We start from the raw sequence: 13,351 nt of genomic DNA, 5'->3' as shown, positions 1-13,351 counted from the left end.
CCATGGACACCCGTACAGGTCTAGTCCACAATGGGGCGGAGGAAGCGTCCGTTCTCCCCGCACAGGAGGACGGAACGGGACTCGCGGCGTGATCTGCCCTGACCGCGCCGGGGTCTTGGAACTCCGGGCTGCGGTGCCGGACGGGTCGAGGGTCCCGTACCGGCGCCGCGGCCCGAAGTGCTTCCGCCCCGTCGCGGGCCCGGCCCCGAGCGCTGAGCCCGGCCCGCGCCTGGCTCCCGTCCGCGCTCCGCCCGAAGCGCCGAACCCCGGCAGCGCCTGCGCGGTGGCCTCCGCGGGCCCGCCGGTAGGCTCGGTCCGTGCCCTCCATGAACGACCTCGTCCGCCAGCACACCGCACTCGGCCCCGCCGACCTCGAGTGGCTGCACCTGCTGGTCTCCGAGTGGCAGCTGCTCTCCGACCTCTCCTTCGCCGACCTGGTGCTGTGGGTGCCGACCCTGGACGGCAGCCGCTACGTCTCCGTCGCCCAGATGCGGCCCAACACCGGCCCCACCTCCTACCAGGACGACATGGTGGGCCACCTGGTGCCGCGCGGCCGGCGGCCGCTGCTGGACGCGGCCCTGGACGAGGGGCGGATCGTCCGCGAGGGCGACCCGGAATGGCGCGAGGAGGTGCCGGTCCGGGTCGAGTCCATTCCGGTGCGCCGGGAGGGCAGGGTGCTGGGCGTCATCGCGCGGAACACCAACCTGCTGACCGTCCGCACCCCGAGCCGGCTGGAGCTGACCTACCTCCAGAGCGCGTCCGACCTGGCACAGATGATCGCCGCCGGATCGTTTCCCTACCCCGGCCGGCAGGGTGACTCCGACATCTCGCCGCGGGTCGGCGACGGTCTGATCCGCCTGGACGCCGACGGCCTCGTCCAGTACGCCAGCCCCAACGCCCTCTCCGCCTACCACCGGCTGGGTCTCGCCGCCGACCTGGTCGGCCTGCACCTCGGCGAGGCAACCGCCGAACTGGCCCCCTCCCGCGCGCCGGTGGACGAGGCGATGGTCAAGCTCGCGAGCGGCTGGGCCCCGCGCACCGCCGAGGTCGAGGGCAACGACTGCGTGGTCCAGCTCCGCGCCATCCCGCTCAAGCCCAAGGGCACCCGGATCGGTTCCCTGGTGCTGCTGCGTGACATCACCGAGGTGCGGCACCGTGAACGTGAGCTGCTCACCAAGGACGCCACCATCCGGGAGATCCACCACCGGGTGAAGAACAACCTCCAGACCGTCGCGGCACTGCTGCGGTTGCAGGCCCGCCGGATGGACTCCGACCGTGGCCGGGACGCGCTGAACGAGGCGGTGCGCCGGGTGGGTTCCATCGCCATCGTGCACGAGACGCTGTCGCAGAACCTCGACGAGCGCGTGGAGTTCGACGAGATCGCCGACCGGGTGCTGGCGATGGTCGCCGAACTCTCGCCGGGAAGGGTGACAGGGCGCACCACCGGGCGGTTCGGCATCCTGGACGCCGAGGTCGCCACGCCGCTGTCGATGGTGCTCACCGAGATCCTGCAGAACGCGCTGGAGCACGCCTTCGGGCCGGCGGAGCACGGCACGGTGGAGGTCGGCGCGGTCCGCACGCCGGGGGTCGGCCGCGAGGAGGGGCGGTTGCGGGTCACCGTCTCCGACGACGGGCGGGGGCTGCCCGAGGACTTCGACGCACAGCGCGCCGGCAACCTCGGCCTCCAGATCGTCCGCACCCTGGTGGAGGGTGAGTTGGGCGGCACGTTCGACATGGTGCCGGCCCCTGTGCGGGGCACGAGGGTGATCCTCGACCTGCCGGTCGCCTCCGAGAAGCAGTGACCGGCGCAGTGATGCGGCCGGGGTGGTGGCGTCGCCGCTGCACGCCCCCGCTCTCTCACCTCGGGACCCGCGCCGCACTGCGGGGAGCGCCCCTGCACAGCACAGAGCCCCGGAGTGCGACGGATGTCAGTCGCTTCCGGGGCTCGTAGCCATGCGTGGTGCGGTGCTTGACGAGAGCACTGCGCGCTGCGGCTCGGGATTGCAGCCGGTGGGTGGGGGCCGTCAGGCGGACGCGGCGTTGTTCCGCGCCCGGTTGCGGGCGGCGCGGCGCTTCATCGCGCGGCGCTCGTCCTCGCTGAGGCCACCCCAGACACCGGAGTCCTGACCGGACTCCAGGGCCCACTGCAGGCACTGCTCCATGACGGGGCAGCGGCGGCAGACGGCCTTGGCTTCCTCGATCTGCAGCAGCGCAGGACCGGTGTTGCCGATGGGGAAGAACAGCTCGGGGTCTTCCTCGCGGCAAACGGCGTTGTGACGCCAGTCCATGGCTGCTACCTCTCCTCGTATTACGGGCGTGAGAATGCTTGTGAATGTGAACGCTTTCACGAATCCCCTTGCGGCGGAAGGGGTACCACGTCGATGTGATGCGGGTCCCACCGGACCGGATGAGGGGGATTCGGGGCTCTCAAGGGGGCCCGGTGAGGGGCTGTCCCGATCGCCATGAAGAGACTCGCAAACCTCGGCGGCGGATACAACCCCTTCAGGAAAGTTTTTTTTGATTCCTTGGTGTCGCTTGGCTCACAGCCGTACTTCCAGGGGGTGGAAGCTGGTTTAAACGTTCGAGTGGAAGGACTTTCGGGTCTTCGACTTACGCAATCACACGCAGTGCTCGGCGTACGCCTGCGAACCCCACGCTCGTACGGAGCCCCAGGTGGTCACCGTCCATCTGGAAGGGCAGTGGAACCTGCGAATGCAAGGTGAAGGATGTCAGATCGTGCAACGACAGAGCGTGCTTGCCGCGAGGCCCGCGCTCGGGCGACGAGGTGAGCAGCTGGGTGCCGTACCGGCCCACCGCCGCCGAGGTCAGACGGGAGAGTCCGAGCAGGTCGAGGCCGGTGTCGAAGGATGCGTGCGGGGCCGCGTAGACCGGTTTGTTCCCCAGGTAGGTCCAGGGCGCGGTATTGCAGATTATGGACAGCACCAGCCCTTCGGTGCTCTTCTCGTCCGGCCGTTCGAGAGTGATGGTTCCGTGACGGCGATGCGGTTCCCGGAGGAACTGACGCAGCACCTGCCGCACGTACAGGGGATGCGTCGAACGCCTGCCCCGCTCACGCTGGCGTTCCACCCGGCCCACCACGCCGGCGTCGAATCCGAAGCCGGCGCAGAAGGTGAACCAGCGCGGGGGAGCGCCCGCGTCGTCCGTCCCCGGCACGCCGTCGGCACGGCCCAGACCGACGGTGCGCTCGCTCCCGGTGTGCAGCGCGTCCAGCAGGGCGCCCGTGGCCTCGACCGCGTCGTTGGGCAGCCCGAGGGCGCGCGCGAAGACGTTGGTCGAGCCGCCGGGCACCACGGCGAGCCGGGGCAGGCGCTCGGGATCGGGACCCCCGTGCAGCAGGCCGTTCACCACCTCGTTGACCGTGCCGTCGCCGCCGAGGGCGATCACCAACTCGGTCTCCCCGTCCTTGGCGGCCGTGCGGCCCAGGTCGTGGGCGTGCCCCCGGTATTCCGTGGAGGCGACCTCCAGCTTCAGATCGCTGGCCAGGGCGTGGGTGAGGACGTCCCGGGTCCGCGCACTGGTGAGGGTGGCTGCCGGGTTGACCACGAGGAGTGCGCGCATGAGGTGCAGCGTACCCAGGACCCCCGCGCGGGGGCAGAGCGGTCCGCACTGCGGGCGGGAGCCGCTGCGGCGGCCGGGCTACCCTGCAGGGGTGAGCGATGAAGCCCCCTTCGACCCCCGCCCGGCACGGCTGACCGTCGCGGCGGCGCTGACCGCCGCGGAAGGGGTGGTGATCGCCTGCTTCGGCCTGGTGTCCCTCGTGATGCTCTTCATCGGAGACCCGGACGGCTTCGTGCAGGCGCTGACGATGGCCCTGACCGTGCTCGCGCTGGCCGCGCTGCCGCTGGCGGCTGCTCGCGGGCTCTGGCTGCTGCGCCGCTGGAGCCGTGGCCCCGCACTGATCACCCAGCTGCTGGCGCTGCCCGTGGGCTGGCAGATGGCGCAGAACGGCGGGGTGTGGACCGCCGGTGGTGCGGCGATCGGCGTCGTCGCGCTCGTCGTCCTCGGCTGCCTGGTGACGCCGGTCTCGGCCGCCGCCCTCGGCGTCGGCCCGCGGGACGCGTGACGCCCGGGGGATTCCGGCACCCGACGGCCGGCGCGTGACGCGGGAGTCCCGCGTGCGCCCCCAGTCCCTTCCCCCTCTTTCTCCTCGCCCCCGGGCCGTCCCTGCCGACGGCCCGGTGCGGATCACTCCTCGACGAGCAGCCGGTCCCGCAGCTGCGCGAGGGTGCGCGCCAGCAGCCGCGAGACGTGCATCTGCGAGATGCCGACCTCCTGGGCGATCTGCGACTGCGTCATGTTGCCGAAGAAGCGCAGCAGCAGGATCTTCTTCTCGCGCGGCGGCAGCTCCTCCAGCAGCGGCTTGAGCGACTCCCGGTACTCCACGCCCTCCAGCGCGTCGTCCTCCGCGCCGAGGGTGTCCGCGACGGCGGGGGACTCGTCGTCGGTGTCCGGCACGTCCAGCGACAGCGTGCTGTAGGCGTTGGCCGACTCCAGCCCTTCGAGGACCTCCTCCTCGGAGATCTTCAGTCGCTGCGCCAGCTCGTGCACCGTCGGAGCCCTGCCGTGCTGCTGGGACAGCTCGGCGGTGGCCGAGGTCAGCGACAGCCGCAGCTCCTGGAGCCGCCGCGGCACGCGTACCGCCCAGCCCTTGTCGCGGAAGTGACGCTTGATCTCACCGACCACGGTCGGCGTCGCGTAGGTGGAGAACTCCACGCCGCGGTCCGGGTCGAAGCGGTCGACCGACTTGATCAGGCCGATCGTGGCGACCTGCGTCAGGTCGTCCAGGGGCTCGCCGCGGTTGCGGAAGCGGCGGGCCAGGTGCTCGACCAGTGGAAGGTGCATTCGCACCAGCCGGTTGCGCAGCTCCGCGTGTTCCGGAGAGCCGTCCGGCAGTGCCCGCAGCTCGACGAAGAGGGCGCGCGCGGCGCTGCGGTCCTGCGGGGTGTGCCCCCGGCCGCCGATGGCGCCGCCCGGGCGTCCTTGGCGCTCCTGCCGCTGCTCGTCCATCGAGTCCGCCTGCCCTGCCTGCTCCGATCGTCGATGCTCGGACCGTTCACCGACCGCTCCGCCGTTCCCCTCCGGGTGCGGGCGGGCGTGCTGCTCGGGAATGCCCGGGCCGGCCGCCTCGTGGCGACCCGCCCATGCTTCTCGTGCCTCGTGTTCCGTCACGACGGATCCGGACCCGTACCGCGCTGCTTGCGCAGGCTGATGCTGACCGTCCGGTCCTCCGACACCGTCGAGTCGACCTCGCCCGCGAGGGCGGCGAGCACCGTCCAGGCGAAGGTGTCGCGCTCGGGGGCACGGCCGTCGGTGGTCGGGGCGGAGACCGTCACCCGCAGTGACTCGTCGATCAGCTCGAACACGCAGCTGAGCACCGAGCCGGGCACGGCCTGCTGGAGCAGGATCGCGCACGCCTCGTCGACCGCGATCCGCAGGTCCTCGATCTCGTCCAGGGTGAAGTCCAAGCGGGCCGCGAGACCGGCCGTGGCCGTCCGCAGCACGGACAGGTAGGCGCCCGCGGCGGGCAGCCGGACCTCGACGAAGTCCTTGTCTCCGGGCTCGCCTGCGATCTGGGACACCCTCACCTCCAAGGTGGCACAAGCCGGTTGGCTCGTTGTCTGTGACCAGTGCGGCGGTCCGGCCGCCCGGGCCTCACCTGCCGGGGCCGGTCGGAACGGGCCGACGTACTGGATCGTTCGACTGCGACGCTATCGCGATCCACCGCGGGATGTCGCCCGGACGATTCCCTCGGCACCGCGAACGCCCCACTTGCGAGGCGTCACTTATAGTAAACACGTGGGCACAGTCCGTGGCTAGGGGTCCGAGCCTTCAAATACCGGATTGTGACACTGCGTTGGTGACACCCGGTCGAGGCGGCTCTTCTGCGGCCCGTTCTCCGCCCTCGCGGCCACACTGGGTGAACACCCGGCCCCTTTCAGGGGTTCCCGTTCCGTGCCGCCCGGACACCCGGGAGGACGGATTCGTTCACCGTTCGTGGCCGGGCGACCCCGCGCCGGGGCACGCGCCGGGTTCCGCGGCGCCCTCCGGCGCACCGCCGCCCGCCGTGATCACGGCGGTCACGGTGCTGCCCGGGGCGAAGGCGCCCTCGCCGGCCAGTGTGCAGAGCCCGAACAGCAGCTTGGCGACGTAGACGCGCTCCAGCCGTGGCAGGCCGTGCCGTTCCGCGAAGTCCGCGGCGAAGTCCTCCAGCTCGGCGGAGGTACGGGCGTAGCCGCCGAAGTGGAACCGGTCCTCCGTGCGCCACGCGCCGCGCGGTCCGCCGAACGCCTCTCCCTGGAGCCGCCGCACCTCCGCGGGAAGGAAGCCGCCGCGCAGCACGGGAACGCCGAGCGCGTACGCCCCACCCCGTCCCCTCGCTCCGCCGAGCCCGGCGGCGAGGCCGGCCAGTGTGCCGCCCGTGCCGCAGGCCACCGCCGCCACGTCGGCGCGGCCGCGCAACTCGCGGCCCAGCTCGGTGCAGCCGTGGACCGCTGCGGCGTTGCTGCCTCCCTCGGGCACGGCCAGGAAGTCCCCGAACCGCTCCCGGAGCCCCTCCACCCACGCCGGGTCGGCGCGGCGCCGGTAGTCGGACCGCGACACGAAATGCAGCCGCATGCCGTCCGCGGCACAGCGGGCGAGGGAGGGGTTCAGTGGGCGCTCCGCCAGTTCCCCGCCGCGTACGACGCCCACCGTCCGGAGCCCCAGCAGGCGTCCGGCCGCAGCCGTCGCCCGCAGATGATGGGAGTAGGCGCCGCCGAAGGTGAGCAGGGTGCGCCGGCCGCCCTCGACGGCCGCCGCGAGGTTCGGCACCAGCTTGCGCCACTTGTTGCCCGGGATCTCCGGGTGGATCAGGTCGTCCCGCTTCAGGGTGAGCCGCACACCGTGCCGGGCGAAGCGCGCGTCGTCGATCTCGACCAGCGGCGAGGGCAGACGCGCTCCGGCGCGGAGGCCGGCCAGGTCGCGCAGGGCCCGCAGGGTCGCGGTGGACGAGGCGGACGAGGCGGACGAGGCGGACGAGGCGGAGGAGGCGGAGGAGACGTCGGGCTGCACACCGCCGATTCTGCCCGGCGGGACCGCGGTCGTCGCCCCGGTCCCGCCGGTCGCCTCAGCGGAGGGCGGAGTCGCCGTGCTGAGCGATGTGCTGCTCGACGGCGGCCAGCGCGCGCTGGACCTCCTCCGGCGAGCCGGTGCCGTGCTGCTGGCGGTAGTACGCCGCCCCGAGCTTGCGCACCAGGTCGTGCCCCGCGCGCTGCGCCTGGACCTCCTCCATCTTCTCCTTGCCCTGGGCGAGACCGCGCTGCGCCTGCTCCTTGGCCCGGTCGAGGAACCCTGCCATCGTGTGCCTCCAGCTCCGCACTGTGGGGTGTGGCGGGCGGGTGCCCGCGACCCGTGAACGTGTGCCGGATCCGTCCGGTTCCTCCTGTCCCTCCTCCGGTGGTCCCTCCCCGTTCCCGAAGCCGCTGGAATTCGTCCCGCGCCGTCCCGCGCCGCCCGACGCCGCCCGAGCCGCCTCTCGTGCGCGGCGCCTTCTACGGTGGGACCCATGAGTCACGTCGAACGCCCGGTCGCCGGCTCCGGCCCGGCGGCCTCCGCGTCCCCGGGGAACACCTCCTCGACTGGTCCCGGCGCGCATCCGTCGGGAGCCGGCCGCCTCGGCGCGGTGGGGCTGGTCTGCGCGAGCGCGCTGTCGCTCCAGTTCGGCTCGGCGGTGGCGGCGCTGCTCTTCCCACGTGCGGGCGCGCTGGGGATGGTCGCGTTGCGGCTGGTGTTCTCGGCGGTGCTGCTGTTCGCCGTGTGCCGCCCGCGGCTGCGCGGGCACTCGCGTACGGACTGGGCGGCGGTCGTCGGCCTCGGCGTGGCACTGGGCACGATGAACACGCTGTTCTACCAGGCGATCGAGCGGATTCCGCTCGGAGCCGCGGTGACCCTGGAACTGCTGGGCCCGCTGGCGCTCTCCGTCGTCGCGGGCCGACGGGCGCTGAGCCTGCTGTGGGCGGGACTGGCGCTGACGGGCGTGTATCTGCTGGGCGCGAGCGGTTTCAGCGACCTCGACGTCGCCGGAGTCGGCTACGCACTCGCCGCGGGCGGCATGTGGGCGGCGTACATCGTCTACAACGCGCGCACCGGAGCGCGCTTCCCCGGCGCGGACGGACTGGCCATCGCGATGGTGGTGGCCGCTCTCCTCAGCGCGCCGCTCGGTGTCCTGAGCGCGGGCGGCGCGCTCCTCGACCCGGTCGTCCTCGGTCTGGGCGCGGCGGTCGCCGTCCTCTCCTCGGGCATCCCTTACACGCTGGAGCTGTTCGCCCTGCGGCGGATGCCGAAGTCCACCTTCGCCGTGCTGATGAGTCTGATGCCGGTGGCGGCCTCGGCGGCCGGATTCCTGGTGCTGGACCAGCGGATGGGCTGGGTGCAGGTGCTCGCAGTGGCGCTGGTGATCGCCGCCAGCGCCGGTGCCGTACGCACCTCCCGCCACGGGTAGCTCCGGCCGGCCGTACGCTGTGGCCGTGACCGAACGCCAGACCGTCCGCTGGGCCGAGGACGGCGAAGACCGCTCGGCCCGCTGGCGTTCCGAGAGCGGCGCCCGTCCGCCGAAGCAGGTGGCCCCCGCCGACGACCGCACCCGGGCCGACGCCGCCTACAGGCTCGCCTGCGAGGGCACGGCGCTGCTGTGGCGCGGCGACTACGTCGGGGCCCGCCAGCTCCTCACGGCGCTGACCCGCCGCGTCGACCGCCCGTCCCGGGGGCGTGCGCAGGGCGGCGAGGACCCGGCCGCGGCGTTCCACCGTCACCGTGCGCGGCAGGCCCAACGCGCCCGCATCCTGGGCATGCTGCTCGTGCCCGTGGAGGCGGCGAACGGACGGTGGACCGTGCCGCTGCGGCGTGCGCCCGACGTCGACGGCGCCTGCCGCGGCGCCTACGGGCCGCCCGACGCGGCCGAGACGGTACTGATCTCGCTGCGCGAACTGCTGGGCCTGATCGGCGCCCACGAGTGGCATCGCAAGGGAGTGCCGGTCCCGGCCCTGGGGGGCGCCCGCGTCCACCCGTGCTACGGCGTGTTCTCCCCGGTGCGCGGCGAGTACGTCGACCTGGTCGCCGAGGCGCCGCTGCCGCCCCGCGCGGAGGAGCTGGCCTGGGACGTCGGCACCGGCAGCGGGGTGCTCGCCGCCGTGCTCGCGCGGCGCGGCGTCCGGCACGTGGTGGCCACCGACCAGGACCCGCGCGCGCTGGCCTGCGCCCGGGAGAACCTGGACCGTCTCGTCCCGGGCGGTGCCGCTCGCGGTGTCGTCGAGGTCGTGGAGGCCGACCTGTTTCCCGCCGGGTCGCCGCGCGCGGCCGCCGCGCCGTCGCTGGTGGTCTGCAATCCTCCCTGGCTGCCCGCCAAACCGACGTCCGCCGTCGAACGCGCGGTCTACGACCCGGGCAGCGGGATGCTGCGGGCGTTCCTGGAGGGCCTGCCCGGGCGCTTGGGCGAGGACGGCGGCGAGGGCTGGCTGATCCTCTCCGACCTGGCCGAACTGATCGGCCTGCGCACGCGGGACGACCTCCTGGGCTGGATCGGTGCCGCCGGACTGCGGGTGGCCGGCCGGCTCGACACCCGTCCCGTCCACCGGCGAGCCACCGCCCCCGACCCCGACGACCCGCTGCACGCGGCCCGTTCAGCGGAGGTCACCACCCTCTGGCGCCTCACCCACGCCTGACCGCCGCCGCGGCCGGGGACGCGCCCGAACCCCGCGCGGAGCGCGGGTGGCCCGCGGCCTCGCACGCACGTGTGCCCGCCCCGCGGCGAAGCGGGACGGGCACACGTTCAGACGGATCCCTCGTCCGGACGGGCCCCGGTACGGGGCCCTACCGCCGCGTCAGCGGGCGGTGGTGAACTTCGGCGCGTCCTCGTCGGACGACTGCGCTCAGCCGAAGATCTGGTCGACCCTCGCGCTCTCCGTGGAGTTCGGGTAGGCGTTGGTGCAGGACGGGCCGGGGCCGCCGCCGGACATCAGCTCGCTGCACGGGCCGCTGTAGTTGTCCGGCAGGCCGAGCACGTGACCGGTCTCGTGCGAGGTGACCCGCAGCGAGTCGTAGGTCTCGTTCTGGGCGTAGTCCAGGAAGATGTAGCCGTGACCGCGACCGTCGGTCGAGGCGTAGCTGCCGCGCGGGTCGTTGCCCTCGCGGTAGTCGAAGTCGCCGCTGCCGGAGGTCTCGGCCAGGGTGACGCTGCTGACCGAGGAGTTCCAGATCGAGGCGCTCTGCGAGATCTCGCTCTGGAAGGAGGGGGCGGCGGAGTCGTTGTAGTAGAGGGTGATGGCCTGGAAGCCGGGCTTGGCGTCCTGGCGCTCCTGCGCCTTCTCCCAGACGGCCTCGAAGAAGGCGCGGTTCTGGGCCTGCTCGGACTTGGCGCCACCCTCGTAGGCCGCGACGACGGAGCTGGAGCCGGAGTCGGCGGAGACGGAGGCCGGCGCCGCGGCGAGACCGGCGACGGCCATGCCGACGGCGAGCGAGGCGGCGAGGGCGGTCCTGATGTTTCTCATGTGGGGGGTCCTCCAGGTCGTCCGCGGAGCCCGGTTCGGCGTACGTGTGGGGCGTGTGGGGGACGCCGCCCGCGAACCGCGGATGAACGTTCGGTCCCGGAGAGTGTGTGCCGAATCACCCGCCGTCCGGATGATGGCATCCGGTGATAGCCCGGACGCATCGTCTCTGAGCAGGGAGGATCGGCTTGTCATGTCTCTGGCGCGGGGAACCTGGGCGCGGTTATGCTCCGGTCGTGGAGCTCGAGGTGAGACATCTTCGTGCGTTGTGCGCCATCGCCGATCACGGGAGTGTGCACAAGGCGGCCCGGCAGCTCGGGGTCACCCAGCCGTCGTTGACGACCCAGTTGGGACGCATCGAACGCGCCCTGGGCGGACGGCTGTTCACCCGGGAGCGGACGGGGAGCCGGCCCACTCCGTTCGGTCTCTCGGTGCTGAGCCGGGCACGGCCGATCGTCGCCGAGATGAGTGCGCTGATCAGCGAGGCCCGTGACGCGCTCGGTGTCGGCGGCGGGTCCCGGCTGCGCATCGGCAGCACCGGCAACCGTGCCGTCCCCGGCTGGCTCCGGCGCCTGCACGCTCGGCTGCCGGAGACGGACACCACCATCCGCATCGACGTCTCGCCCAGCGCCCTGCTCCAGATGGTCGCCGACCGCCAGCTCGACGTCGCCTTCGTGCACGAGGTGGCCGGCTGCCCGCTGCAGGTGCCGGAGGGTCTCGAGCAGCGCGTGCTGATGGAGCGTGAACCGCAGTTCGTGGCGCTGCCCACGACGCACCCGGCGGCGCGCAAGGAGGAGGTCTCCCTCATCGACCTGGCGGAGGACCGCTGGATGATCGACCCCAACGTGGACGGCGAATGGGCGGGACTGCGGCGGGTGTTCACGGCGGCGGGGCTCCGGCTCCAGGTCGCGCACGGCGACTACCTCGCGGGGGCCGACCTGGTCGCGGCGGGCGAGGTGGTCGCCCCGGCCCAGCCCACCTCGCGGGCGCGTCCGGGGCTGGTCATCCGGCCGTTGGCCGGCGACCCGCTGACCGTGCGGCTGGTGATGGCGACCCGGCTCCCGCTGCCCGACGCCCCCGAGGGCGGCACCGACTTCGACGCGGTTTTCGCCGATCTCCAGGACGCCTACCGCGAGGTCGCGTGGGGTTCGCCGTCCTACCGCCAGTGGCTCGCCCATCACGACAGCCCTCTCCTCCACGTCCCCGCGGCCTGACGGCCCGCGTCTCCCCGCTGCGAGGCCGCGCCCCGCACGGTTGCCACCCCGGTCGCCGTGCGGCGGGCGCGACATCGAGCCCCTGCGCGGCGTTCCGCGCGGCACGCGTGCGTGCACCCTGTGCGTGATGTGGAGGCGAACGGTCCAGATGTGTAGTCTGGGCCGAAAGAGTGACCTCCTCAAGTGACATGTGTCATAAGGGAGTTGACGCTCCCGAGTTGCCCCTGTCACTTTTGCTTCGCACCACATCGGCCGAAGCGCCCCTCGTCGCCCAGTGCGGCCGTGGTCCGACGTGGTCATCACTCGTGAGCCGGCGACGCCCCGCGCGTCCCGCGACCAGAGAAGGCGTGGCCGTCACATGCTCCACAGATCAGTCCGGGTCCTGGTGTGACACTGGTGGTCCTCGGGGCGAACCCGACCGTCGCGCGGGCAGCCGACACCCTCCCCTGCGAGATCGTGCACCTCCGCCTGACCGGTACGGCCGACGGCGCGGCCGGCGCCCCGGCCGAGGGCGGAACGGGCTCCCGCAGCCAGGTGCACGTCGTCGACTTCCTCGACCGGACCGCGCTGCTGCCCTTCCTCGACGAGGTGGTCCGGCCTCTCGGCCCGCTCGCCGTGGTCTCACTCACCGAACTCGGACTGGAACCGGCGGCCCTGGCCGCACAGCACCTCGGCGTCACCGGGCTGGACCCCGGCGTCGTACGCGCCACCCGCGACAAGTACCGCATGCGGCAGCTGCTGGAGCAGCGCGTTCCGCACCTGAACCCCGCCTTCGCCCGCGGCGACGACAAGGACGCCGTCGCCACCCTCTTCGCGCGCTACCCCTCGGTGGTCGCCAAGCCCGTGGACGGGTTCGGCAGCAACGCCGTCGCCCTGCTGGAACGCCTCGACGACCTCCCGGACGACCGCAGGACGCCGGCGACCCTCCTGGAGCAGTTCGTCGAGGGCCGGGAGTACAGCGTCGAGGCCCTGTCCGCGAACGGCCGGCACGCCGTCGTCGGCATCGCCCAGAAGGGCACCACCGCAGGCTTCGTCGAGGTCAGTCACCTGATGCCGCCGCCGTCGCTGGACGAGCGGCGGCAGCTCCTGGTCGAGAACGCCGTGGCCGAGCTCCTGGACGCTCTCGGCGTCACGGACGGTCCCAGCCACACCGAGGTCAAGCTCGACGGGGACAAGGTCGTCGTCATCGAGACCCACAACCGCCTCGGCGGCGACGGTATCGCCGACCTGGTGCGGCTCACCACCGGTCTCGACTGGCGCGCGGCGGCCCTCGGCTGGCCGCTGGGAACGGACCCGCCGCGGGTCGCGCCCACCGCGCCCGCCGCGGCCACCGTCTTCTTCACTGCGCCGCCCGGCCGGGTCACCGCGGTCGCGGACCCGCCCGCACCGACCCACGGCACGCTCGTGGACTGGGACCTCTCCGTACGGCCCGGCGACGAGGTGGGGGCGCTGCGGTCATCCGCGGACCGGCTCGGCTCGGCGACGCTCGTCGCGGAGTCCCGCTCCGACTGCCTCGCGGCGGTCGGCGAACTGACGGCCGTGCCGGTCGTCGTCACCCAGCGGGACGACTGAGCCGCCCGCCCCGCCCCGCGTTCC

At 73.0% G+C, this 13,351-nt stretch carries 13 protein-coding genes; 6 read left to right on the top strand and 7 right to left on the bottom strand.

What is annotated here, in order from left to right:
• Positions 1–326: 326 nt before the first annotated feature.
• On the top strand, positions 327–1,802 hold the full coding sequence (locus E4198_RS07335; protein ID WP_210732911.1) for a PAS domain-containing sensor histidine kinase: 1,476 nt from the start codon (positions 327–329) through the stop codon (positions 1,800–1,802).
• Positions 1,803–2,024: 222 nt separating this feature from the next.
• On the opposite strand, the gene E4198_RS07330 is transcribed toward E4198_RS07335, so the two are convergent.
• The gene (locus tag E4198_RS07330) at positions 2,025–2,288 is read right to left on the bottom strand and encodes a WhiB family transcriptional regulator (protein ID WP_023528300.1); all 264 of its coding nucleotides are present in this window, start codon (positions 2,286–2,288) and stop codon (positions 2,025–2,027) included.
• Positions 2,289–2,610: 322 nt separating this feature from the next.
• Positions 2,611–3,579 (bottom strand): diacylglycerol kinase family protein, encoded by a 969-nt coding sequence (locus E4198_RS07325; RefSeq protein ID WP_136182457.1) that lies wholly within the window; start codon positions 3,577–3,579, stop codon positions 2,611–2,613.
• 91 nt (positions 3,580–3,670) lie between these two features.
• On the opposite strand from E4198_RS07325, the gene E4198_RS07320 reads away from it, so the two are divergent.
• Positions 3,671–4,084, top strand: a complete 414-nt coding sequence (locus E4198_RS07320) for a hypothetical protein (RefSeq protein WP_136182456.1) — start codon at positions 3,671–3,673, stop codon at positions 4,082–4,084.
• Positions 4,085–4,206: 122 nt separating this feature from the next.
• On the opposite strand, the gene E4198_RS07315 is transcribed toward E4198_RS07320, so the two are convergent.
• From E4198_RS07315 to E4198_RS25150, 4 genes are all read right to left on the bottom strand, one after another.
• Positions 4,207–5,190, bottom strand: coding sequence for an RNA polymerase sigma factor SigF (locus E4198_RS07315; protein WP_247597583.1), 984 nt, complete (start codon positions 5,188–5,190; stop codon positions 4,207–4,209).
• On the bottom strand, positions 5,187–5,600 hold the full coding sequence (locus E4198_RS07310; RefSeq protein WP_027766122.1) for an anti-sigma regulatory factor: 414 nt from the start codon (positions 5,598–5,600) through the stop codon (positions 5,187–5,189). The genes E4198_RS07315 and E4198_RS07310 overlap by 4 nt, the downstream gene beginning before the upstream one ends.
• A 406-nt stretch (positions 5,601–6,006) precedes the next feature.
• Positions 6,007–6,987 (bottom strand): pyridoxal-phosphate dependent enzyme, encoded by a 981-nt coding sequence (locus tag E4198_RS25155; RefSeq protein WP_210732910.1) that lies wholly within the window; start codon positions 6,985–6,987, stop codon positions 6,007–6,009.
• 139 nt (positions 6,988–7,126) lie between these two features.
• A complete protein-coding gene (locus E4198_RS25150) occupies positions 7,127–7,357 on the bottom strand; it encodes a hypothetical protein (protein ID WP_027766121.1) in 231 nt (76 codons plus the stop codon).
• 207 nt (positions 7,358–7,564) lie between these two features.
• Between E4198_RS25150 and E4198_RS07300 the strand changes: the two genes are divergently transcribed.
• Both E4198_RS07300 and E4198_RS07295 read left to right on the top strand, forming a co-directional pair.
• Positions 7,565–8,500 (top strand): EamA family transporter, encoded by a 936-nt coding sequence (locus E4198_RS07300; RefSeq protein ID WP_210732789.1) that lies wholly within the window; start codon positions 7,565–7,567, stop codon positions 8,498–8,500.
• A 19-nt stretch (positions 8,501–8,519) separates the two neighbouring features.
• Positions 8,520–9,719, top strand: a complete 1,200-nt coding sequence (locus E4198_RS07295) for a class I SAM-dependent methyltransferase (protein WP_136182454.1) — start codon at positions 8,520–8,522, stop codon at positions 9,717–9,719.
• Positions 9,720–9,926: 207 nt separating this feature from the next.
• Here the strand turns inward: E4198_RS07295 and E4198_RS07290 are convergent, their stop codons facing one another.
• Positions 9,927–10,544 (bottom strand): snapalysin family zinc-dependent metalloprotease, encoded by a 618-nt coding sequence (locus E4198_RS07290; protein ID WP_136182453.1) that lies wholly within the window; start codon positions 10,542–10,544, stop codon positions 9,927–9,929.
• Positions 10,545–10,789: 245 nt separating this feature from the next.
• On the opposite strand from E4198_RS07290, the gene E4198_RS07285 reads away from it, so the two are divergent.
• Both E4198_RS07285 and E4198_RS07280 read left to right on the top strand, forming a co-directional pair.
• Positions 10,790–11,755: a LysR family transcriptional regulator gene (locus tag E4198_RS07285; protein ID WP_136185234.1), complete on the top strand. Its 966-nt coding sequence runs from the start codon at positions 10,790–10,792 to the stop codon at positions 11,753–11,755.
• A 387-nt stretch (positions 11,756–12,142) separates the two neighbouring features.
• On the top strand, positions 12,143–13,327 hold the full coding sequence (locus E4198_RS07280; protein WP_136182452.1) for an ATP-grasp domain-containing protein: 1,185 nt from the start codon (positions 12,143–12,145) through the stop codon (positions 13,325–13,327).
• Positions 13,328–13,351 lie beyond the last annotated feature (24 nt).

This window comes from Streptomyces sp. RKND-216 (assembly GCF_004795255.1).
Taxonomy (GTDB): domain Bacteria; phylum Actinomycetota; class Actinomycetes; order Streptomycetales; family Streptomycetaceae; genus Streptomyces; species Streptomyces hazeniae.
Note: the sequence above shows the minus strand (reverse complement) of the source record. Positions and strands in the feature narration are given on the sequence as shown.